Below are 20871 nucleotides of genomic sequence, written 5' to 3'. Positions count from 1 at the left end.
AAACAATGTAATTAATGTCAGAATAATATTATTTTTATTATTTTTTTTCAATCTGTCCACTCCTCTTACTGATAGACTTCATCCTTAAGGATTCCAATGTAAGGTAATTGTCTATATTTTTCGTTAAAGTCTAAGCCAAAACCGATTACAAATTCATTAGGGATTTCAAATCCGATGAAGTCCGCGTAAACATCTACCTCACGACGTGAAGGCTTGTCTAGTAATGAAATTACTTTGACGTCATTAGCCCCTTTGTTTTTAAGTAATTGAATAATCGCTTTAATTGTATGTCCTGTATCGACTATGTCTTCGACTAAAAGAATATTCACGCCCTTAATTGAGCGATCTAAATCTTTTAAAATCTTAATATCGCGTGATGATTCAGTTCCTGCATAACTTGACACATCCATGAAATCATATTCCATGTCTAAATCCACATGGTTAATGAGTCTTGCCAAGAAAGGTACTGATCCTTTTAGTAGTGCAACAAGTACAATTGGTTCTTGTGCATCTTTGTAGTGGTCAGTGACTATTTGGCCCATTTCCACACATTTTTCATTGATTTGTTCTTCACTAATTAATATTTCTTTTACGTCCTTATGCATCCTAAAAACTATCCTCCTGCGATAACTATAATTCTATCACAAAAATATTGTTATTGTTAGCGTAATGATGAACATCACAACCCAATCCCACGACAAATACAATATGTTTCGCAGAATTTTCAACTACAAGCCATTTTTTTCGCTGAAATCGCGGAATTTTGCGATCTATGAAGAATCGGTTGAGTTTCTTGGTGCCATATTTCATCATTATTTCATCTTCAGGCAATGCATAACGCACTGTTATGGGAAAATCATCATCTTTTAAGCAAACTGCTTCAACTCGTTCTCCGGACTTTGATATCTTAAATTTATCATAGGTCTTAAACTCAAGCTTGTCGATTTGCATTTTGAATTCTTCATGGGGACTCACGTTCATATACCCATAACTCACTGACAATTCCAAGTTATCAAAAGTTGCTTCATAGGTCCCTTTTTCTATACCTTGCAATATGGCGCCAACATGTTTTTTACTCATCGCATGGACATCAACACCTTGATCATTTAGCCAATAGCGCAATACATCTTCTGGATACTGATGTTCCAAAATTTGGGTTGTATCAATCGTACTTCCCAACGCCATAACTGTTTCCTTAAGTTTCTCTTGTTTATCATTATTTAGAGAGCGCTCATAATTGAGTTCTTCAATTAAACGGTTCCACTGTATCGCATCACTATGTTGTAGATTTTTTCGAACACGATTTCGAGTATATGTATCCTCGAAATTACTTTCATCAATTCCATACTTTATTGAGTTTTGTGATGCATATGCTAGAATGTCATTTTTACGCCACGATAAGAGTGGGCGCCACACGTAGACTCCCAAAACAAGAGCATTTGGAGCAAGCCCGACAAAAGCACTTTTCATATTTCGGGATTTCTGCATTACATATGTCTCGACATCATCGTCAAGATGATGTCCGACCACAACTCCGTTCGCATTATACTTACTTACAAGCATTTTAAAGAATGCATAACGAAAGACTCGTGCATTATGTTGGAAATTATTATTATCATTCGAATCATCACTATAGTTGATTGTTTCAAAGGGAATACCGTATGTCTCACAGTATTCCGCCACAATTTCTTCGTCACGATCGCTTGTTAATCGTTTCTTGTAGTTGACATGCGCAACCACTAATTTATATTTTTTCGTTCTCAGTGTATCTAATAAAACCATTGAGTCTGGGCCACCTGAAACAGCCACTATCCATTGTTTCTTTTTATCCATGCTACTCACCCACGTATTATTCTATCATATGTGGTCCAAAGATTATTTCCTTTACACATGTACGTATTTTATCAAAAATAGGACCTTTTGGACAAATATGACCATTAATCGATATTATCCTGCCTGAATTAATAAACTTACAATCGTTCAAAAATAACACCGAAGGTTTATTTAAGCCTTCAACCTTACCAATATAATACAGGTGACCTTTGGTAGGATCGTGTTTGTTAACGGATTGACTGATTGTATTAGTGTTGGATGTCATTGGAACTACCAGTAATTTATGATTGTATGTTGCAATCACGAGTCCAAAATGCTGATAACCTGCTTCATTGATATATGCTTGTCCATAATCGATATAACAAATATCGCCGACACTAACATCGATACCTAGAGATGTGGATGACCAAAATTTCATGCGTTTGAATCGGTTGTATCCGCTGACGCATTCTCGATTCTGTTGTGACAATGGCATACTTAATATAAATGCTTCATATTCCTTGAGATATTCTTGAATTAATTCATCGGTAGGTGCCTCCCGACATTCAAGATGTTTCGTTAGCGACTCTTTGTATTTCATAGTGTTTTTCAACCTCCTACCTGTAAATTACGATATTTTCCTTAATAATCCTAACACTTTTCGTAAAAAACGCTGATTTTCGTCATTTTTTTACCACTTATACATAAAACACGAAAAAAAACAGGCTTTATTGTGATTCACAATAAAGCCCATCTTTATCTGATATTCTATTAATTAAAGACCCATTGCTTCGAGGTTTTCAAGCATAATACCTGTTCCCTCAGCAACACAAGTCAACGCATTTTCTGCAACATATACCGGAATACTTAATTCATGTGAGATTAGTGAATCCAATCCATGAAGTAATGCTCCACCACCTGTCAACACAATACCGCGTGTCACGATATCAGCTGATAATTCAGGAGGCGTTTGCTCGAGCACTGTACGGCATGCACGTACAATGTCCTGAAGACTTTCATGCATTGCATTTGCTGTTTCATCTGCACGTAGCGTAATTGTATTTGGAAGTCCTGTGACTAAGTCACGACCACTTACTGCAAACGTTTTTGTTTCCATTGTGTCAACAGCTTCAACACTCGCTGCTCCAATATGAGTTTTGATTTCCTCAGCAGTACGATCACCAATCAAAAGTTTATATGTATCTTTAACATACTTGATGATATCGTGATCCAAACGGTCACCCGCTACTTTTAAAGAAGTGCTTGTAACGATCTCACCTAATGATAGAATTGCAACGTCTGTTGTTCCTCCACCTATGTCAAGAACCATTGAACCTGTAGGCTTCGAAATATCCAAGTTTGCACCAATAGCTGCAACTTTAGGTTCTTCTTCGATATAAACACGTTTTGCCCCTGCACGGTATGCAGCATCACTAATCGCTTTACGCTCTACTGATGTAATGTTTGATGGGCAGCAAATAAGGATTGTAGGACGTGAAAATACGCCTTTTAATTTTAATTTACGAACAAAATATTGAAGCATCATTTCTGTCACTTCAAAGTCAGCGATAACACCGTCTTTTAATGGACGAATTGCAAGAACACGTCCCGGTGTACGACCTAACATATCTTTAGCCGACTGGCCAACTGCTAGGCATTTTTTTGTATTTGCGTCAATAGATACTACTGATGGTTCGTCAAGAACTACGCCCTCACCTTTAACATAGATGAGGATGTTTGCAGTACCCAAGTCAATTCCAACTGCTTTTGAAAACATAAGTATTCCTCCGGTATTTTTTTATATGAGATAGTTAGTTGATAATCCGAGTAAAAACTGTGCTACGGCATATCCTAATGCCAATGCCAATAGAATATAGAGCACTTGCATATGCATTTCTTTTCCCTTACGGGTAAACTTGCGAAAATCCACACCGTATAATGCGTACGCTGATATAAAGAAAGACATTAAATATAGTATTATTCTTGGATAATCACTCATTTTCTTCACCTATATTACTATACCAAATGTCATGATTAATTTCCAATATTTCCTTTTATTATCATGAACTTCACACACATACCCTTAATCCATTAAATCTACGGTTCTTTTTCGCATATATAATGTTGTTAGTGGTGTGGATAAAATGATTGCCGTTACACCAGTTACAAAAATTAAATTTCCGTATGGCATCCCCATCGCAAGAGGAACCGATGCCAATGCCGCTTGAACTGTAGCTTTGGGTAAATAAGCGATAGAGATGTATCTTTTTTCGTTTGCATTAAAACCACCATCTTTAATCGACAACCTAATTCCAACAATTCGTGACATAATTCCTATTGATAAAATCACAAGGATTAGCCATAAATTTTCTGCGGCAAATGTCTCAATTGAAATCATCGAGCCCACAACTGAAAACAGTAATATTTCGGCGATAATCCACAATGATCCAGCGTCTTTTTGAACTTGTAATGTATCTTGCTGTTCACTCAATGTTATTCCAAATGTCATGACACTGATAAGTGCCGATACCGGCAACAACAAATCGCTATAGCCAAGTAGCAGCGCAATTAATGCAATTAAAATCGTCTGTTTTGGTCGTATGATTTTCGCAACTACGACACCAAGTAGACCGCCCAAGATAATCTCGATTGGAATCATGATTAGTGTTTGGAGAATTTCATTCGATTGTGTTGCCATACCAGAGAATATCGAGAAGATGGTTATTGCCGCAATATCATCAAGGGATGCGGCACTCATGATCATGGTCGGAATATGTTTCTCGGTTCCGATATTTCGTTGTTGGAGCCAAATCATCATCGGAATTACAACAGCAGGCGACACGGCTCCTAGCATAAATCCCATCATTCCCGCTTCCGCGACACTCATTCTCGTTAGCAATAACGCCATTCCCAGCACAGCCAACCCTTCAAATAATGCCGGAACAAAACTTAAGAATGCCGTTTCTTTCCCAACTTGCTTCAATGTGCTTAAATTAATCCCTAATCCTGATCGCAGCAGAACTAGCACCAAAGCAACATGACGTATATAATCACCATACGGTAATGTCGTAAAGTATGATAAAACAAATCCGACAAGCATATAGAATAATAACTGTGGAATTTCGAGTTTCATTGCTATCTTTCTGAGTAATAGACCAATTCCAATTGCAAGTATGTAAGCCATTTATAGTTCCTCCATAAAAAAACTCCTACAAGTCAAAAAGACTTGTAGGAGTCATCAGCAATTTCTTGCGGTTTGGGCGAACTCCATCGCCATTTCTTTAATTTTATCAAGTTATCTCATGCTGTGCAAGTTCAAATAGCAGATTTGATATATGATTGTAAATCCGGAGTTTGCTTATATTTTTGGGAAGCTTGTTTATCCTTTTCAAGGAGTGTCTTTTCAAAATCGATATCGTTTACAGCTGCGATCGCTATCGCATAATGAACAACGTCTACAAGTTCGTCTGCAAGTGAACTTTCGCCATCATCATATTTTCTTCCCGTTTTTTTATTTATTGCTTCTGCAACTTCGCCTATTTCTTCGACCAATTTCATAAAGAGTGCTTGGGTATGGCTAGCATCTTCATACTTTTGTTTAAGATAGTTTTGATAGTCATAAATATTTACGCTTTTCTTCATCATGTCCTTACCCTTCACGTTTCATGAGAACTTCCATAAATGTTTTAAGTTTCTTCGCATCAACGCCTTCGTAATCTCCGGATTGATCGTATCGGTATGATACTTTTGAACTTGATGTTGTTGGGTCATCAAACCATCCTTTGAATGACGAATGAACTTGGGTCGCTTTTGTTTCATCAAGAATCTCATTGATATTCTCTTCATTCACTCCCGCACCAACACAAATTTCAATTTGCGTACCGTAGTTTTCTTGGAGCATTTTCAACGTTGGAATCCCTTTATCCGCTGTGGTTTCTAATCCACTCGTCAGCACCCGATCAACGCCGCATCGAATCAATGCTTCAATTGCTGCTTGTGCATCTAGGGTTCGATCAAACGCACGATGATAGATTGCTTCGATACCATGTTCATGCGCAAGGTCGACAAATACTTTAGTCCAAATCTCATCTATTGTATTGTCGGCATTTAAGAAACCAAATACAATCCCATCTGTACCATACTCAATGAGTATTTTCGCATCTTCAAACATCGTTTTCATTTCAACATCAGTGTAATGAAAACCACCAGCACGAGCACGAACCATTGTGATAATTGGAATTGCGACATGCTTTTTCGCTTCGGTTAGTGTTGCTACACTTGGGGTCAATCCCCCAAGAAACAATGCATTATTTAACTCAATGCGATCGGCACCTTGCGCTTGAGCGGTGATACAGTCTTGTACCGACCCTGCACACACTTCAACTTTAATCTTCATTTTAAATCCCTCTATGTACTTTCTACTATACCGCTAAGCATCAATAGCGAACGGGTATAAATCTCCATATTACGGCGTAGCAACTCTCGTGTATCTTTTGTATCACTATGTCCGCTACATTGAATTAACCTTGGTCCAAAACTCACAGTATTCTGAATTAATGATGCGTAGGTTAACACGTCGGATTTTCTCGGCTCAATACGTTCGCCAGTAACCTGAGCATAACTCTTTGTTAGTGGTTCAATGTAATGACTATGCATGGATGCCACAACGTGCTGTGGCATTGGATGAAATGTATCAACTTGATTTCCTAACATGTTTATTTCAACGAATGACTTAAGATCACTGCTATTGATTGTTTCCGGATACGAAAATTCGACATTCATGTGGTCTTTCGCCTCATAAATTTTCGTAATATTAATGCCATAAATCGGCATGTTCTTTTCTAAATTCTTATGATTTCGCATATTTAATTCTAGGATTTCTCTTATAGTTTCAGTATCTAGATAATTCGTAGATTCTTTCGAGTTTTTGCTTTGAATCCTTATCTTGGCGTGTTGGTACGTTGGATATGTAACACTCCATGTTGATGTCGGCGTCCATCCAAATAGCGGTACAACCTCAAGTCTGAGATAGTCTTTAATATGCTCAAATTCGCCATCTTGATCCATCGTGACAACAATCCGCACAGGCACATCAAACGTTATTTTAAGTTTCTTGAGTGCGTAGAGCGCAAAAAGATTTGTTATCATGGCACTTGTATTATCGGTAAACGTTGGCAATGAATTTGTTACATGATTTACAGTCTCAACATTCGTGCCAACATTCCCGAATATTCCAATATAATCATCCGATTCAGCACCTTCGCCATATTGAATATACCCTACCCCTTGGGTCACATTTTTGATTTTAAAACCAAGTTCTGCAGCTTTATCCAAAATATAGGCAAGTGTTGCTTGGGATGCGGATTCTTTTGAAGATACTGATAGATTTTCACTTTTAATGGTCTGAATTATTTCTACTGTTTTAACTAACTCAGAAGTCAGACTATTCAGAGTAGCTTCTAGTTCTATTATTTCCATCGTGAATTCCTCACTATTCCGTAAACTTTCTTATTTTCTTACAACACCCATTGCAACAGCTTTCTCAGCTACCGCTCTAGCAACCACATCCGCAACATCTGCATCTAGGATATACGGAAGAATATTTGTATCTGTCAGCTCATTATTGGGAATCATCGACGCAATGCCATAGGCAGCTGCAATCTTCATCTCTTCGTTAATTTCTGTTGCCTTAGCTTGAAGGGCACCTTGGAAGATACCTGGGAAAGCCAATACATTATTCACTTGATTGGGATAATCAGAACGTCCTGTTCCAGCGATACGGGCTCCTGCTGCAATCGCATCATCATAAGATATTTCCGGTACCAGATTGGCCATTGCAAAAACAACAGCATCAGATGCCATCACGCGAACATCTTCTTGAGTCAGAACGCCCGCAGCAGATACTCCAATGAAAATGTCAGCATTTTGCATCAAATCATGCAATGTCGTTTCATCAGTGATGGGTTCAATATAATTGCATATTTCCTGAACAACTGGATCGTAGAATTTTGCATGTCGAATATCCACCGGTCCATCAATATTAAAGGCATAAATATTACTTAAACCATAACGATGGAGCATTCGAATAACCGAACTTCCGGCAGCTCCTGTTCCTGAAACAACAACTTTAGCCGTTTTCAAGTCTTTATCAATAAGTTTAAATGCATTCATTAATGCCGCTAAAACGACAATTGCGGTTCCGTGCTGATCATCATGAAAGACAGGAATATTCAAGCGTCGTTGAAGTTCTTGCTCAATATACACGCATTCTGGTGCCTTAATGTCTTCCAAATTTATACCACCAAAAGTTGGTGCTATTATTTCAACGGTTCGAATCAGTTCATCAGGATCTTTAGTATCCAGCACAAGTGGAACCGATCCAACATTCGAGAACGCTCTAAAAAGCATGGATTTCCCCTCGATAACCGGAAGGGCAGCATTTGGGCCAACATCTCCTAAACCGAGGACTGCAGTACCATTACTTACCATAGCAATCGTATTTTGCTTCCATGTATAGTCGTACACTGTCTCCGGGTTCTTTTGAATTTCACGCGTTGGTTCCGCTGCTCCAGGAGAATACAACAATCCAAATATTTCACGAGAGTCAATTGGCATCTTATTCGAAATTTCAACTTTGCCTTGCAAATCTTTATGAATCTTCAGTGCTTTTTCTTTAAGTGTCATATTACCGCTCCATTCTATACGCTAATCTTATCACTTTCTCCAGTTTGATAATTGCGATTCTTTCGCTTTTCAAGAATTGGACACAATTTACCAGTACATTTTTTGCACTTTGTTCTATGAATGTTTCATGGAAATACTTAATTCCACATCGCATTGTTTCTTTTATTCGGTATAATTATGTTATATAGAGAAGGAGTTCTTATGATTAGACATTTTATTTTTGATATGGGCAATGTTTTGATTGATTTCAACCCGGATTATATTTTATCCCATTTTACAACAGACATTCACGAGCTCGGAAAACTAAAATCATACGTATTTGGTGGCGATACTTGGCTAAAACTTGATAACGGTGATATCTCTATGGATGATGCTTACTATGAAATTGCAGCACGTGCACCGGAACTTTATCATGAAACACTTCACGAAATCGTACATTCATGGTCTGACTATACCCCTAGTCGCGAAGCGATGATTGGTCTTATCGAAAACCTCAAAGAACAAGGCTATTCATTACATCTGTGTTCAAATGCAGCAAATACTTTCTACGACTACAAACATAAAATTAAAGCCCTTGAATTATTTGACAGTATCACGATATCAGCAGATATTAACATTTCAAAACCACAACCCGGTATTTATGAGCACGTACTCATGGAAAACAATCTCAGCCCGCTTGATTGTATTTTTGTAGATGATTCTATGGCGAATGTTCAGGCAGCGTCGAAACTTGGCATGCACGGTTTCCACTATACCGGAAGCCCTGATATCCTTCGCAAATACCTTACAAATCTAAAACTACTATAAAAAAAACTCGCATAGGCGAGTTTTTTATTTTGTACCGTAAATACGATCACCAGCATCTCCAAGACCTGGTTCAATATATCCGTTATCATTTAATTTTTCATCAAGTGCTGCTAAGAAAACATCTACATCAGGGTGATTCTTTTTAATAAATTCAACCCCCTCTGGTGCTCCAACAAGACATACGAGTTTGATATTTTTAGCACCACGACGTTTTACAATTTCAATTGCGGCGTCAGCACTACCACCAGTTGCGAGCATTGGGTCAAGAACAAGAATTTCTGCATCTTCTAAATGCTCAGGAAATTTCGCAAAATATTCGTGAGGTAAAAGCGTTTCTTCATCACGATAGACCCCAACATGACCAACTTTTGCAGTTGGAATAAGATTCAAGATTCCTTCAACCATTCCAAGTCCTGCTCGGATGATTGGAACCAGAATCACTTCTTTTTGAAGTTCAAATGTCTCATATGGTCCACTATGTGTTTCGATGGTTACTTGTTCCAGTTTGATATCACGTGTAATTTCGTAAGCCATCAAACCTGCAATCTCATCAAGGTTTTGACGGAAGTCTTTAGTTCCGGTATTAATGTTACGCATTTGTGTGAGTTTATGCGTAATCATTGGGTGGTTAAGTACTGTAATCATTATTGTTTTTCCTCTCTCATTGGAAAGTTACGTGTGAATGTTTTAACGGTCTCATTGATGCGTGCAAGCGCTGCATCATCGTCACGATTCGTAATCGCATCATCTATGAAATGTGCAACTTTACGGAAGTCTTCTTCTTTGAAGCCACGTGTTGTCATTGCAGGTGCACCGATACGAATACCGCTTGTAACCGCAGGACGTTCTTTATCAAATGGAATCGCATTTTTATTAAGTGTAATGCTTACTTTTTCAAGAATCTTTTCAACATGGGCACCCGTTAAATCTTTGCTCCGTTTCACATCAACCATGATTAAATGGTTATCAGTTCCACCACTTACTACACGGTAACCCATTGTTTCAAATTCTTCTGCGATTGCTTTGACGTTTTTAAGCACTTGTTCCTGATAGACTTTGAATTCTGGTTGAAGCGCTTCATGGAAACAAATTGCTTTCGCGGCAATCACATGCATAAGTGGTCCGCCTTGTGTTCCTGGGAACACCGAACGGTCAATTACTTTCGCATATTTTTGCTTACACAGAATAATACCACCACGAGGTCCACGTAATGTCTTGTGGGTTGTGGATGTTACAAAGTCTGCATATGGAACTGGGCTTGGGTGAAGACCAGCAGCAATCGGTCCTGCAATGTGTGCCATATCTACCATAAGATATGCGCCTACTTCATCCGCTATTTCACGGAATTTCTTAAAATCAATGGTACGTGAGTATGCGCTCGCACCTGCAACAATTAATTTTGGTTTGACTTCTTTCGCAATTTGCAGAACAGTTTCGTAGTCAATCATTTCTGTATGACGATCGACGCCATAACCAAAGAATGTATAATTGACACCTGAAAAATTCAGTTGATGACCATGTGTTAAATGTCCACCAGCATTAAGATCCATTCCTAAGACAACATCGCCATGTTCTAGGATTGTCATATAAACTGCCATATTGGCTTGAGAACCACTGTGCGGTTGTACGTTCGCATGTTCAGCCCCATAAAGTTCTTTCAATCGCTCAATTGCTAAATTTTCTACGACATCAACATATTCACATCCACCATAATAGCGTTTTCCAGGATACCCTTCTGCATATTTATTGGTCATAATGCTGCCTTGTGCAGCAAGTATATCTTCAGAAACAAAGTTTTCTGATGCAATTAACTCAATATTTTCCAATTGACGTTGTTGCTCGTTTTGAATTGCTTCAAATACTAAAGTATCTCTCATTAGCGTCCCTCCATGGTTTCAATATCTTTAATTTTATTAATACGACGTGAATGACGATCGTCTTCACTAAATGGTGTTCCTAACCACGCTTCCACAATATCTTTATTTGTTTCGAATGGTGTTGTGCGTCCTGCCATTGCCAAGATGTTTGAATCATTATGTTCACGAGTTAATGTTGCGACTTCTGGACTTGTAACGAGGGCCGCACGGATTCCACGAACTTTATTCGCAACGATTGACGCCCCTATTCCTGTTCCACAGAGGATAATTCCACGTTTGAATTCACCATTTGCGACAGCTTTCGCAGCTGGATAAATAACATCTGGATAATCCACACTATCAGTTGATGGTACACCAAAGTCCACCACCTCATATCCCAATGCTTCAATTACAGGTTTCAATGCTTCTTTTTGTTCAAATCCACCTTGATCACTTGCTAATGCTATTTTTTCCATTGCTCTGCCTCCTTCTGAACCGCTTCAAGTGTGACGATTCCTTCTCTTAAGCATACTATTTTATCACCTGTCAGGTCAAACACACTTGACGATATTCCACCACTTATTTCGCCATTAATGACACCATCAATTTTTCCATCAAGTTGCTCTAAAACCATATGTGATGACGTTGCTGTAGGGAATCCTGATCGATTCGCTGAAGGAAGCCAAATTGGATTCCCTACTTTCGTAATCATAGCCTGTACCCATGGGTCATCGGCCATTCGAATTCCGAGAGTATCTTGGTCCTTTAAGAATTGAAAAACGTCTGGTTTGCGTTTAAAAATGAATGTGACAGCTCCCGGCATAAATGTATGCATCAAGTGCCGTTGTAACTCAGTTACATCAGCCACCGATTCAATTTGTTCCAAACTGGAAACCATTAATGGAAATGGTTTATCAGCAGGACGTTCTTTAACCATTTGGAGTTTTTCGTACAGTTCATCATCGTGACTGCTAGCAGCCAGACCATAAACGGTATCCGTTTTTATGGCAACGAAGCCGCCTTCTCGAACCGTATTCGCAACCACCTCTAAATCCTCTAGTTCATATATGTTTGTTTTCATCATTCTAACACCTCGATTTTTACTATTTTATCATAAAAAAAGATACTAATCTTCAATAAGATTAATACCTTTATACACAAAAACCATACGATCTAATCCATTCATGTCCTGACGTAAGATAACAGTAGCGTCGCTGAAAAAAGACTGTGCTAATGCCACAACTGCATCCCCAATATCAAAACCAATTTCAAATGCGATCATTGCTTTTTCATTTAATACCTTATGCGCATTGGACAATACACTACGGTAAAAGAAAAGTCCATCTTCACCACCAAACAATGCAACATGAGGTTCATTATTGAGAACCGCAGTCTGGATATGTTCAGTATTTTTGATGTATGGAGGATTACATACCAGAACGTCAAGTTTAATATTTTGGTCAATAAGCGATTGGAGCATATCGCCTTGCATGATTGTCATATCGGCATCGTTTTGTTGTGCATTTTCACGTGCAACAACCAATGCTTCTTCACTTATATCGGTTGCGTAGACATGCGTACCTAAATCTTTAGCCAGTGCGAGTCCTATTGCTCCACTTCCACACGCTACATCAGCAATCACGGGATTTTCAAAGTAACTGTCGATATCTGCTAAGACATTGCCAACTAATTCTTCTGTTTCGCCACGTGGAATTAACACACCCTCATTTACGATAATCTTATAACCATAGAACCATTCATAACCCAGAACATAGCCTAACGGTATATCTTTTGCAAGTTCTTGAATTTTTTGTTTGAAGTCGGTAGCAACAGCTTCTTGAGCTTCGTGCTCATATTCTGCGTACATATCTATATCTTGTTCACGTAGGAGTTCAAGCATTAAAACGCGAGAAAATCCCGCGTAAATATCTGCTTTTTCTAATATATCAATACCTTCATTGACTAAGTCTCTATACGTCATTTAATTATACGCCTTGTTCAAGGATTTCACGTTGCTCTTCTGCGAGAAGTGCAGCGATAATTTCATCCATTTTACCTTCCATAATAATATCTAGTTTTTGTAAAGTTAATCCAATGCGGTGATCACTCACGCGGTTTTGTGGATAGTTATACGTTCTAATTTTTTCTGAACGATCGCCTCGACCAATTTTTGATTGACGATTTTCGTTTCGTTCTGCTTGAAGTTGTTGTTGATGGTGCTCGAATACTCGCGCACGAATAATACGCATCGCTTGATCACGGTTCGCATGTTGAGAACGACCATCTTGGACCTTAACGGCAATACCTGTTGGCTTGTGAACAATACGAACAGCAGAGTCCGTCTTATTAACGTGTTGTCCTCCGGCTCCAGATGAACGCATTGTATCGATTTCAAGATCGTTTGGATCAATATCAATTTCTTCTTCTTCAACATCCGCGAGTACGAGTACTGTTGCTGTTGATGTATGAATACGGCCTTGCGTTTCTGTTTTTGGTACCCGTTGAACACGGTGAGCCCCAGATTCAAATTTAAAGTGACGGAATGGTTCTTGTCCTTTAACGATAAATGAAATCAGAGTATAACCACCATTTTCAGATTGTGATGCTTCCACAACTTCATATTTGTAACCAAGACTTTCTGCATATCGTGTATACATACGGTAGAGGTCTCCCGCGAAAATATTTCCTTCATCACCACCTGCAGCACCACGAATTTCAATAATTGCATCGAAATCATCTGATGGATCGCGTGGAATCAGAAGTACACGGAGATCTTCCGTTAATTTTTCAATTTTTTCACTGTTTTCGGCCATTTCCATCTCGGCCATTTCTTTTAATTCAGATTCGGATTCTGTTTCGTACATTTCTTTTGCTTCTGCATAGAAACGTTCTGCAGCTTCATATTGTGCAAACGCTTGAACTGTTTGTTGTAGTCCAGATTGTTCTTTTCCATACTTAGCCATCAATTTATGATCTCCCAATACTTCAGGAGACATCATAAGTTCTGTTATTTCAGCGTCTCGGGCTTTAATCCGTTCAAGCCTTTCACGCATCGCGCTATCAATCATTATTTACCACCTTTACTATATCCATTAATTCCTGGTTTATTGTAGACGATATGGTCGTGGCGGCAACGAGCCTCATAGGCTTCACTTGCTCCGACCATTACAATTGGGTCATCATACGATGCAGGTTCTCCATTAACAAGTCTTTGTGAACGTGTCGCCGGACCACCGCATACGGTACAGACCGCTGTTAGTTTTGTTACAAACTCTGCTGTAGTCATAAGTTTGGGAATAACTCCGAATGCTTCGCCTCGGAAGTCCATATCTAAACCCGCTGCCATGACTCGCTTCCCACTGAGTGCAAGATATTCACACACTTTGAGTATTTCATCATCAAAGAATTGAACTTCATCAATTGCTACGACATCAATCTCTGGTGTCACAATGTCCAAAATTTCTCGTGCATCTTTAATTACATAAGAATGAACGCGTGTTCCTGCATGGGAAACTACTTCATTATCACTATAGCGATTATCTATTTCCGGTTTAAATACTGCGATATTCTTATTTGCAAATTTTAACGTGTTAATCCGTCGAATGAGTTCTTCAGTTTTCCCTGCAAACATGCATCCTACGATTACTTCTATATACCCCTCTTGATATTGATGATACATCATATTCCGTCACCTCTTGCTTCTAATTCTATCGTATTTTCCCAAAAAAAATAAGGGGAGAGCCCCTTATTTCATACCATATTTTTTGTTGAACTTGTCAATACGTCCAGCTGCGTTAGCAAAACGTTGTTTTCCTGTATAGAAAGGATGGCAGTTTGAGCATGTATCTACACGTAGATCTGCTACTGTTGAACCGACTTCGATTTCTGTATTACAAGAAGTACAGACAATTTTAGTTTGATGGTATTCTGGATGAATTCCTTTTTTCATTTGGTTTGTCTCCTTCCGCCTAAGACGATTGGCTCATCTTAGATAAGTGCGTAGTAATAATATCATAAAGCATGTAAATACGCAAGCATTGGTGCTTGTCTTTATATTGATGTTTGTTTAAAGTATGGCGCCTGCCATTTTTGTGTCTTCTGTGCGCTAGAATTCAGTTCTTTTTCCCATGTTGGATAAATACGAATTCCCATTTTACCGGCTTTCTCTTGGCTACGGAGAATGCCTTGTTTAAGCAACACTTCTTTAGGAAATTTGAAGTATCCGCATTGATGCTTATCTTTGACGATTATGATAATAAACGTTGGACTCGTTTCATAAACATATGCCTGATTGGTGTTTGATTCATTTTTCTCCCAGAAAACTACAAAGTAACCATTCTTTTTGGGCGTCTTTTTCGCAAGACGACTCCGGTAGCTAACTCCATCAGCCTGGAAACAAAAACCTTCATAATCTGCATTTTGAGTTTCTAGTTCGATGTCGCTAATTCCTAGAATTAATGCTTCACTGGTTAGGTATTCAATCGATTGATTTATCATGATTTATGACGCTTTCTTATTGAGTTCGCCATTGAGAATTCTCATCACAAGACGATAGAACACCTCAATCATAACAATCGCAAAGGCCATGGTCATTGAGATTGTGAAGGTCTTCATCAGTAATTCAACGCCGCGGATGTACTCGGCACTTACAAAGCTTTGGATTGCCTGGTAAGCTGAAATACCTGGAACTAACGGAAAAATACCTGGCAGATTAAACACTGTTGTTGGCATTCTCAATTTTCTTGCGAACATAATCGCACAAATTGAAACCGCAACGGACCCCGCAAATACGGAAATATATGTATTATAACCGATAAGGAGCAAATACCAATTCACGATCCAGCCAACCATACCTGTAATGCCACAGTGGATAAGCACACGACGTGGTGCGTTCACAATTATTCCAAAACCCAACGAACTTACGAAACTTGTTACTACTTGAATTAGGAAAGCCATTAGAACACCACCCCACTCATAACACCCGCACCAATCATCGCAGCAATCATCATCGCTTCGACCAAGAAAATTGTTCCTGAAATAGTGTTTCCAACAAGGAAGTCACGAATCGAGTTCATAATTTGGATTCCTGGTACAAAAATGATGATACTTCCGATTATTACTGTGTCTACATTATGAATAATTCCTACCTTCGCGCATACATTCGCAACGGTTGCAACCAAAAATGCTGCTAAAAATTCTTGTAAGAATCGTACTTTGAGGTAACGGTTTGCCATATAGTAAAAAGCGTAACCAAGAGCACCAATCACAAATGTTAATCCGAAATCTTTCGCAGATCCTTGGAAAATAATCATCATGCATGCGCTTATTACCCCAGAAACGATTACCCGTAGCCACAACGGAAAATCGGTAACAGAAGTACTTATTTCTTGCATCCGATTATAGAACTGAGGCACATCATAAATACCACTGCTGAATTGGCGGGAGGCTTCATTGACTTGGGCAATTTTCTCAACGTCTTGTTTTCGACTACTAATTCGTTTCATTTTTGTGCTTTCACCTTTATGTGTCGTCACAAAAATACCGGTTGGGATTACAAAACTCATCGCTTCGTTTGTACCATACTCTACAGATAGAATGCGATTCATTGTATCTTCAACACGGTGCATTTCGGCGCCATTCTCCATGAGAATCTTACCAGCAAGGACACATGTATCTAATAGCATTTTTTCTTCATTTGCGTTCATCCTATCCACCTCTTCTTACCGCTATTCTAACACTTTTTGATTATTTTTAAATAACTACCTTGCGTTACACAGTACTGTGTGATACATTGTTGTTAAGGCGGTGATGATATGAACACACAGTTCAAAAAGGGTGTTCTTGAATTATGCGTCCTTGCTTTATTATCGAAAAAGGAACATTACGGTTATGAAATCGTAAGTCGCGTTTCGGAAACAATTGAAGTTTCAGAAGGTACAATTTATCCTTTGTTACGTCGCTTACGTAATGATGGTTACGTAACGACACGTCTTGTTGAATCAACACAAGGGCCTTCTCGAAAATACTATACACTAACATTGCAAGGTCAAGCATATACGGAAACAATGATCAACGAATGGCTTTCATTTACGGGCCACGTTAACGAAATATTAGAAGGAGATATTGTATGACACGAAATGAATATTTATATATATTAAGAAAGAATCTACAATCACTCCCAATTGATGAAATTGATGACATTATTAATGATGTCGCCAGTCATTTTGACTTTGGGGTGGAGGAAGGAAAGAGTGAAGAGGAAGTCGCAAAGCAATTAGGTGATCCAGTTGATATGGCGCGCCAATTTATCGGAGTTACCCCGAAACAACAATCTTACACTTATACCCAACCATCAAAAAGTTCGATTCCCGTTTGGTTGAAGACATTAATAACTGTTTTCGCAGTTTTATTTCTTGCACCACTGGTCTTAAGCATCTATCTCTTGATTTTATCTTTTATTCTCGTGGGGATATGCTTAATTATAGCTGCAGTCTTACTCTTACTTGCACCTGTCTTGGCACCTCTTGCACCTGCATTTGTCTCAATGCCATTATCTTTTGCTAATGTAGTTTTACTGGTTTTAGGATTCTCATTATTAGGAATCGGAACCGCTTGGCTTTCGGTGTTTGCCTTCCGTGGCTTTACAGCCTTAATCCGAAAAGGATACGCAAGCCTCTCCCTTAGTTTGGAGGCGTTATAGATGAAACGTTCTGCGAAACGTCTTTGGATTCCTGTGGTCATGGTTATTGTTGGACTGATATTTACAGGAATCGGGATGACATCACTAATTACTGGCGTCGTGAATACTACATTCAAACCCGAAATTGTAGATGCCAATTTCCAAACTGAAACATTTCAGCTTAGTGCACTGGACACAAACTTTATTATAAAAACTAATAATATCAATAATGTCCGGATAACATTCGATGATTCGAAACCATATGGCGGAGAAGCGATTGGTGATTTGAGCGAATTTAAGGTTACAGAATCTTCAAATACAACGACGATTCAAACCGCACGTGATATTTGCGCAATTACTTTCTCAGGGTGTTTCAAATCCAATTTTGATCAGATTACATTAAATCTTCCAGAATCATATACTGGTTCAATTACTGTAAATGGTCTTGCACAGAATGTGTCTGTCCACTCACAATCATTGACGACATTAAGAAGCCTTGATATAAATACACTCAACACGCGTGTTGAGCTTCAAAATATTGATGCTAAAACTGAATTAAACGCCATGAATCTAGATGTTTCTTTATCTAATGTTTCTGGTCGTACCGAAGTAAATAGTATCAACAGCAAAAACGAAATTAGGGAACTTCAACGACCACTCTTTATGGACGTGAATGGAATGAACTCTACGGCAACAATATCTGACCCAACTGGTGAATTGGGTTATCATGTCTCTTTCGAGAGTTTAGCAGCATCTTTCTCAGATAAGCAAGCAGGAATAGAACGTGATCGATTCTTCAGTTCAGGACAACCGATTATTAAAAACACTTCGAATAACTTGTTAACGCTTGAACTCGATGGCCTCAACCAATCTGTCGTTGTACGGTAAAAATAAAGAACGCCTTGAATATGGCGTTCTTTTTTAGTGTTGGTCTCGATTTAAATAATTTGTTTTAGTTTTTTGGGGACTTTCTATGTTATTCACTATATATATTGCGTACATCACAGACGCAACACCTATCATTGCAATCACACTATTGCGAATTGTTGCATTTTCTACTCTTAAAACATTTGTTGCAGCAATTAATATAAAACACAATGGGATAACTGAGATAGCATGCTTATCTGAAAATAATCTTATTTGTATTTGCCCTCGAAAGAACCCTCTCACAATTATCAGAAGCATCAAACTTACAATCACCGACGAAATCGTGATTTGGTTAAAACTCTTAGGAAATACAAACCATACTATTCCAGCGATGCTTATGGCAACTGTTGTTTCTATCTGCGTCACGTAGCGCATCGTCAATGAGAGCATAGATTTCTTCGATAGTCCCTGATTTAACCACAGTGCCTGCATTTCTCGGGATAACCTTGGACCGACGAGATTTTTCATTGCCCGCACTAACATAAGGTACATAATCATTACCACAGTCAACACCAAATATGGCACAGAATACTGAAACCGTGCAAAATCATCGTAAAAAATTTGAAATGGCCAGATCAATAGTGATGTGAATACTGCTGGGAGCAGTAAGAACCCTATTCCAAAACGAACTGGATGTATTTTTATGTATCGATTAAAATGTTTCTCCATAGATGCAATACACTCCCCTTATTTGCTAATTATTTTCAGAGATATAGTTTGCTTCAATATCGTATCGAAGTCGTAATTTTGAAATTATATAAAGAAGATATGAAAACATAATTAAGAACATAACTATTAGAATCTGTTGGCGCGCCATTATGAACTTTAAGATATATTGTACTCCTGAAATAACTATCAACACATATAATGGGGATATACGGATGAGTTTCTCCTCCACTAACACCGACAAGAGAATCCAACGAAACACCAGTAACCGTAGTAATAAAATGCCGCCGACTGTAATCACAATCATTTTAGTGTCGATGATTGTGACTATTCCGGGATAGAATAACAACGTAGTTATGGTAAAAGAGAGCAATTGCGCCCATTCAAGCCAATATATCGTTAATTTTAGTTGTCTGTAAATTTCAGTTTTTGTGAACCCCTGATTGATGAGCAACTCTTGCATGCCCTCAGTCAGTCGTATTTTACCAAAATTCACAACAGAGGATGAAACAACACTATATCCCACCGCAAAGACACAAATTATCGCGATACTCAGAAACGGAAACGCAGGTACATTCAGAGCTACAACTTGAAAGGAAGCAACAAACACTAACGAAAGTATAAACATGATGCCCATAACAAGTGATGTACGACCAATTCTTCCAGTGTTAAAGTAGTGAGATAGCCTTAATTCCTTTCCCATAATCTCCTCCTAATCTACATCCATTCTAACAAACGCATCCTTCGACACTTTCCCTCGAATTGCTAACTTCACGGTAATTGCGAGAATAATAGCCCCATAAATTAAAGGTATCATGATGTGTCGTTGAGCATCCGTCAATTTTAGAAACTTGCCAAGATTGTTCAAAACCTCATATCCAAAGAATAGAATTACTACCGCCCCTGCTTGCAATATTTTTTCGAAGGGTGATTTATCATCTTCAGACTTAGTTCCATCTTTAATTCCAAACATAAAGTAAGGAATAGACATGAACACTAAAAGCGTTGATAAAACAATGACAACCACACCTGAAAATAGCCGTTGTTGAATCGGTACATTGTAAAATAGTAGAAAACCCAAACAAGTTGTCGGAATTAGTGCTAAAGCAAGTTTTTTTAAATATACCTCGGCTGCGTGGTACATATCTTCTTTTTTCATCCCGACACTTAACAGATATGCTTGCATTTTGGGTTGAAGACTTGAAGAGAAAATCATACCCGCTGCTCTTTGCACTAATAGAAATGGAATTCCAATTGATAGAAACATGATTAAATTGTTCCCTTTGATTTCAACCACTTGATTTCCGACAATTTCATAGTCTTTAAACGATGATACCAATCCCAATAGGAAGGACATCACCACAGACATGATTACCGTGAACCCAAACAAAGCGATGTGGTATTTCTTTAAATATTGTTTCATATCAATCTTCCTTTCTG

Annotated in this window: 28 protein-coding genes and 1 riboswitch; of the genes, 4 read left to right on the top strand and 24 right to left on the bottom strand. The window is 38.4% G+C overall.

Going from position 1 to position 20871, the window contains the following annotated elements; all coding sequences use genetic code 11:
* Positions 1-65 precede the first annotated feature (65 nt).
* The 10 genes from hpt to GVV20_RS02675 form a co-directional block, all read right to left on the bottom strand.
* On the bottom strand, positions 66-605 hold the full coding sequence (gene hpt / locus GVV20_RS02720; RefSeq protein WP_159638462.1) for a hypoxanthine phosphoribosyltransferase: 540 nt from the start codon (positions 603-605) through the stop codon (positions 66-68).
* 25 nt (positions 606-630) lie between these two features.
* Positions 631-1833 (bottom strand): tRNA lysidine(34) synthetase TilS, encoded by a 1203-nt coding sequence (gene tilS / locus GVV20_RS02715; protein ID WP_159812710.1) that lies wholly within the window; start codon positions 1831-1833, stop codon positions 631-633.
* Positions 1834-1849: 16 nt separating this feature from the next.
* Entirely contained in the window at positions 1850-2413 is a 564-nt protein-coding gene (locus tag GVV20_RS02710) for a hypothetical protein (RefSeq protein WP_236261766.1), read from the bottom strand.
* A gap of 174 nt (positions 2414-2587) precedes the next feature.
* Complete coding sequence (locus GVV20_RS02705) at positions 2588-3589, bottom strand: rod shape-determining protein (RefSeq protein WP_159638466.1); 1002 nt, start codon at positions 3587-3589, stop codon at positions 2588-2590.
* 21 nt (positions 3590-3610) lie between these two features.
* Entirely contained in the window at positions 3611-3811 is a 201-nt protein-coding gene (locus GVV20_RS02700; protein ID WP_159638468.1) for a DUF1146 family protein, read from the bottom strand.
* A gap of 84 nt (positions 3812-3895) precedes the next feature.
* Positions 3896-4996, bottom strand: coding sequence for a cation:proton antiporter domain-containing protein (locus tag GVV20_RS02695; protein ID WP_159741236.1), 1101 nt, complete (start codon positions 4994-4996; stop codon positions 3896-3898).
* Between the two features lie 38 nt (positions 4997-5034).
* Positions 5035-5096, bottom strand: a riboswitch (Fluoride riboswitch).
* A gap of 31 nt (positions 5097-5127) precedes the next feature.
* A complete protein-coding gene (locus GVV20_RS02690) occupies positions 5128-5457 on the bottom strand; it encodes a MazG nucleotide pyrophosphohydrolase domain-containing protein (protein WP_201287514.1) in 330 nt (109 codons plus the stop codon).
* Between the two features lie 4 nt (positions 5458-5461).
* The gene (locus tag GVV20_RS02685; protein WP_236261767.1) at positions 5462-6208 is read right to left on the bottom strand and encodes a copper homeostasis protein CutC; all 747 of its coding nucleotides are present in this window, start codon (positions 6206-6208) and stop codon (positions 5462-5464) included.
* An 11-nt stretch (positions 6209-6219) separates the two neighbouring features.
* Positions 6220-7290: a zinc-binding metallopeptidase family protein gene (locus GVV20_RS02680; protein WP_159741237.1), complete on the bottom strand. Its 1071-nt coding sequence runs from the start codon at positions 7288-7290 to the stop codon at positions 6220-6222.
* A 30-nt stretch (positions 7291-7320) separates the two neighbouring features.
* Positions 7321-8496, bottom strand: a complete 1176-nt coding sequence (locus tag GVV20_RS02675) for an NAD(P)-dependent malic enzyme (RefSeq protein ID WP_159741238.1) — start codon at positions 8494-8496, stop codon at positions 7321-7323.
* 201 nt (positions 8497-8697) lie between these two features.
* Between GVV20_RS02675 and GVV20_RS02670 the strand changes: the two genes are divergently transcribed.
* Positions 8698-9303 (top strand): HAD family hydrolase, encoded by a 606-nt coding sequence (locus GVV20_RS02670; RefSeq protein WP_159741239.1) that lies wholly within the window; start codon positions 8698-8700, stop codon positions 9301-9303.
* A gap of 24 nt (positions 9304-9327) precedes the next feature.
* Here the strand turns inward: GVV20_RS02670 and upp are convergent, their stop codons facing one another.
* The 11 genes from upp to GVV20_RS02615 all read right to left on the bottom strand — a co-directional run bounded on the left by upp (position 9328) and on the right by GVV20_RS02615 (position 16864).
* Positions 9328-9948: a uracil phosphoribosyltransferase gene (gene upp / locus GVV20_RS02665; protein ID WP_159741240.1), complete on the bottom strand. Its 621-nt coding sequence runs from the start codon at positions 9946-9948 to the stop codon at positions 9328-9330.
* Positions 9948-11180, bottom strand: a complete 1233-nt coding sequence (gene glyA, locus GVV20_RS02660; RefSeq protein ID WP_159741241.1) for a serine hydroxymethyltransferase — start codon at positions 11178-11180, stop codon at positions 9948-9950. Before glyA ends, upp begins: the two co-directional genes overlap by 1 nt.
* Positions 11180-11635 (bottom strand): RpiB/LacA/LacB family sugar-phosphate isomerase, encoded by a 456-nt coding sequence (locus GVV20_RS02655; protein WP_159638482.1) that lies wholly within the window; start codon positions 11633-11635, stop codon positions 11180-11182. The genes glyA and GVV20_RS02655 overlap by 1 nt, the downstream gene beginning before the upstream one ends.
* Complete coding sequence (locus GVV20_RS02650; RefSeq protein ID WP_236261768.1) at positions 11623-12243, bottom strand: L-threonylcarbamoyladenylate synthase; 621 nt, start codon at positions 12241-12243, stop codon at positions 11623-11625. The genes GVV20_RS02655 and GVV20_RS02650 overlap by 13 nt, the downstream gene beginning before the upstream one ends.
* A gap of 42 nt (positions 12244-12285) precedes the next feature.
* Positions 12286-13140: a peptide chain release factor N(5)-glutamine methyltransferase gene (gene prmC / locus GVV20_RS02645; RefSeq protein ID WP_159741242.1), complete on the bottom strand. Its 855-nt coding sequence runs from the start codon at positions 13138-13140 to the stop codon at positions 12286-12288.
* A gap of 4 nt (positions 13141-13144) precedes the next feature.
* Positions 13145-14227, bottom strand: coding sequence for a peptide chain release factor 1 (prfA, locus tag GVV20_RS02640; RefSeq protein ID WP_159741243.1), 1083 nt, complete (start codon positions 14225-14227; stop codon positions 13145-13147).
* Entirely contained in the window at positions 14227-14838 is a 612-nt protein-coding gene (locus tag GVV20_RS02635; protein WP_159650001.1) for a thymidine kinase, read from the bottom strand. The genes prfA and GVV20_RS02635 overlap by 1 nt, the downstream gene beginning before the upstream one ends.
* Positions 14839-14904: 66 nt before the next feature.
* The gene (gene rpmE / locus GVV20_RS02630; protein ID WP_159638490.1) at positions 14905-15108 is read right to left on the bottom strand and encodes a 50S ribosomal protein L31; all 204 of its coding nucleotides are present in this window, start codon (positions 15106-15108) and stop codon (positions 14905-14907) included.
* A gap of 101 nt (positions 15109-15209) precedes the next feature.
* Positions 15210-15656 carry a MepB family protein gene (locus tag GVV20_RS02625; protein WP_159740938.1) on the bottom strand — a complete coding sequence of 149 codons (447 nt, stop codon included), beginning with the start codon at positions 15654-15656 and terminating at the stop codon, positions 15210-15212.
* 3 nt (positions 15657-15659) lie between these two features.
* Positions 15660-16115 (bottom strand): threonine/serine exporter family protein, encoded by a 456-nt coding sequence (locus tag GVV20_RS02620; RefSeq protein WP_159740940.1) that lies wholly within the window; start codon positions 16113-16115, stop codon positions 15660-15662.
* A complete protein-coding gene (locus tag GVV20_RS02615) occupies positions 16115-16864 on the bottom strand; it encodes a threonine/serine exporter family protein (protein ID WP_159740942.1) in 750 nt (249 codons plus the stop codon). Before GVV20_RS02615 ends, GVV20_RS02620 begins: the two co-directional genes overlap by 1 nt.
* 108 nt (positions 16865-16972) lie before the next feature.
* Between GVV20_RS02615 and GVV20_RS02610 the strand changes: the two genes are divergently transcribed.
* From GVV20_RS02610 to GVV20_RS02600, 3 genes are read left to right on the top strand one after another with little or no spacing between them, the layout of a single operon-like run.
* Entirely contained in the window at positions 16973-17290 is a 318-nt protein-coding gene (locus GVV20_RS02610) for a PadR family transcriptional regulator (protein WP_159649963.1), read from the top strand.
* On the top strand, positions 17287-17859 hold the full coding sequence (locus tag GVV20_RS02605) for a DUF1700 domain-containing protein (protein ID WP_159740943.1): 573 nt from the start codon (positions 17287-17289) through the stop codon (positions 17857-17859). Before GVV20_RS02610 ends, GVV20_RS02605 begins: the two co-directional genes overlap by 4 nt.
* Positions 17860-18726, top strand: a complete 867-nt coding sequence (locus GVV20_RS02600; protein ID WP_159740945.1) for a hypothetical protein — start codon at positions 17860-17862, stop codon at positions 18724-18726. It begins immediately after the preceding gene.
* Between the two features lie 33 nt (positions 18727-18759).
* Here GVV20_RS02600 and GVV20_RS02595 read toward each other — a convergent pair whose 3' ends face one another.
* Genes GVV20_RS02595 through GVV20_RS02585 form a run of 3 tightly spaced genes read right to left on the bottom strand, consistent with a single transcriptional unit; the run spans position 18760 to position 20854 of the window.
* Entirely contained in the window at positions 18760-19434 is a 675-nt protein-coding gene (locus GVV20_RS02595) for a hypothetical protein (RefSeq protein ID WP_159740946.1), read from the bottom strand.
* A 25-nt stretch (positions 19435-19459) separates the two neighbouring features.
* Positions 19460-20134, bottom strand: a complete 675-nt coding sequence (locus GVV20_RS02590; RefSeq protein WP_159740948.1) for a hypothetical protein — start codon at positions 20132-20134, stop codon at positions 19460-19462.
* Positions 20135-20143: 9 nt separating this feature from the next.
* On the bottom strand, positions 20144-20854 hold the full coding sequence (locus GVV20_RS02585; RefSeq protein WP_159740949.1) for a hypothetical protein: 711 nt from the start codon (positions 20852-20854) through the stop codon (positions 20144-20146).
* Positions 20855-20871 lie beyond the last annotated feature (17 nt).

The organism is Erysipelothrix aquatica (genome assembly GCF_009828775.2).
GTDB lineage: Bacteria > Bacillota_I > Bacilli_A > Erysipelotrichales > Erysipelotrichaceae > Erysipelothrix > Erysipelothrix aquatica.
The sequence above is the reverse complement of the archived record's forward strand: the minus strand, read 5'-3'. Positions and strand labels throughout refer to the sequence as shown.

What these genes read in the sequence shown, in the direction of transcription:
- hpt (WP_159638462.1), bottom strand. Translation starts at nt 605, where the DNA reads ATGCATAAGGACGTAAAAGAAATATTAATTAGTGAAGAACAAATCAAT.
- tilS (WP_159812710.1), bottom strand. Translation starts at nt 1,833, where the DNA reads ATGGATAAAAAGAAACAATGGATAGTGGCTGTTTCAGGTGGCCCAGAC.
- GVV20_RS02710 (WP_236261766.1), bottom strand. Translation starts at nt 2,413, where the DNA reads ATGAAATACAAAGAGTCGCTAACGAAACATCTTGAATGTCGGGAGGCA.
- GVV20_RS02705 (WP_159638466.1), bottom strand. Translation starts at nt 3,589, where the DNA reads ATGTTTTCAAAAGCAGTTGGAATTGACTTGGGTACTGCAAACATCCTC.
- GVV20_RS02700 (WP_159638468.1), bottom strand. Translation starts at nt 3,811, where the DNA reads ATGAGTGATTATCCAAGAATAATACTATATTTAATGTCTTTCTTTATA.
- GVV20_RS02695 (WP_159741236.1), bottom strand. Translation starts at nt 4,996, where the DNA reads ATGGCTTACATACTTGCAATTGGAATTGGTCTATTACTCAGAAAGATA.
- GVV20_RS02690 (WP_201287514.1), bottom strand. Translation starts at nt 5,457, where the DNA reads ATGATGAAGAAAAGCGTAAATATTTATGACTATCAAAACTATCTTAAA.
- GVV20_RS02685 (WP_236261767.1), bottom strand. Translation starts at nt 6,208, where the DNA reads ATGAAGATTAAAGTTGAAGTGTGTGCAGGGTCGGTACAAGACTGTATC.
- GVV20_RS02680 (WP_159741237.1), bottom strand. Translation starts at nt 7,290, where the DNA reads ATGGAAATAATAGAACTAGAAGCTACTCTGAATAGTCTGACTTCTGAG.
- GVV20_RS02675 (WP_159741238.1), bottom strand. Translation starts at nt 8,496, where the DNA reads ATGACACTTAAAGAAAAAGCACTGAAGATTCATAAAGATTTGCAAGGC.
- GVV20_RS02670 (WP_159741239.1), top strand. Translation starts at nt 8,698, where the DNA reads ATGATTAGACATTTTATTTTTGATATGGGCAATGTTTTGATTGATTTC.
- upp (WP_159741240.1), bottom strand. Translation starts at nt 9,948, where the DNA reads ATGATTACAGTACTTAACCACCCAATGATTACGCATAAACTCACACAA.
- glyA (WP_159741241.1), bottom strand. Translation starts at nt 11,180, where the DNA reads ATGAGAGATACTTTAGTATTTGAAGCAATTCAAAACGAGCAACAACGT.
- GVV20_RS02655 (WP_159638482.1), bottom strand. Translation starts at nt 11,635, where the DNA reads ATGGAAAAAATAGCATTAGCAAGTGATCAAGGTGGATTTGAACAAAAA.
- GVV20_RS02650 (WP_236261768.1), bottom strand. Translation starts at nt 12,243, where the DNA reads ATGATGAAAACAAACATATATGAACTAGAGGATTTAGAGGTGGTTGCG.
- prmC (WP_159741242.1), bottom strand. Translation starts at nt 13,140, where the DNA reads ATGACGTATAGAGACTTAGTCAATGAAGGTATTGATATATTAGAAAAA.
- prfA (WP_159741243.1), bottom strand. Translation starts at nt 14,227, where the DNA reads ATGATTGATAGCGCGATGCGTGAAAGGCTTGAACGGATTAAAGCCCGA.
- GVV20_RS02635 (WP_159650001.1), bottom strand. Translation starts at nt 14,838, where the DNA reads ATGTATCATCAATATCAAGAGGGGTATATAGAAGTAATCGTAGGATGC.
- rpmE (WP_159638490.1), bottom strand. Translation starts at nt 15,108, where the DNA reads ATGAAAAAAGGAATTCATCCAGAATACCATCAAACTAAAATTGTCTGT.
- GVV20_RS02625 (WP_159740938.1), bottom strand. Translation starts at nt 15,656, where the DNA reads ATGATAAATCAATCGATTGAATACCTAACCAGTGAAGCATTAATTCTA.
- GVV20_RS02620 (WP_159740940.1), bottom strand. Translation starts at nt 16,115, where the DNA reads ATGGCTTTCCTAATTCAAGTAGTAACAAGTTTCGTAAGTTCGTTGGGT.
- GVV20_RS02615 (WP_159740942.1), bottom strand. Translation starts at nt 16,864, where the DNA reads ATGAACGCAAATGAAGAAAAAATGCTATTAGATACATGTGTCCTTGCT.
- GVV20_RS02610 (WP_159649963.1), top strand. Translation starts at nt 16,973, where the DNA reads ATGAACACACAGTTCAAAAAGGGTGTTCTTGAATTATGCGTCCTTGCT.
- GVV20_RS02605 (WP_159740943.1), top strand. Translation starts at nt 17,287, where the DNA reads ATGACACGAAATGAATATTTATATATATTAAGAAAGAATCTACAATCA.
- GVV20_RS02600 (WP_159740945.1), top strand. Translation starts at nt 17,860, where the DNA reads ATGAAACGTTCTGCGAAACGTCTTTGGATTCCTGTGGTCATGGTTATT.
- GVV20_RS02595 (WP_159740946.1), bottom strand. Translation starts at nt 19,434, where the DNA reads ATGGAGAAACATTTTAATCGATACATAAAAATACATCCAGTTCGTTTT.
- GVV20_RS02590 (WP_159740948.1), bottom strand. Translation starts at nt 20,134, where the DNA reads ATGGGAAAGGAATTAAGGCTATCTCACTACTTTAACACTGGAAGAATT.
- GVV20_RS02585 (WP_159740949.1), bottom strand. Translation starts at nt 20,854, where the DNA reads ATGAAACAATATTTAAAGAAATACCACATCGCTTTGTTTGGGTTCACG.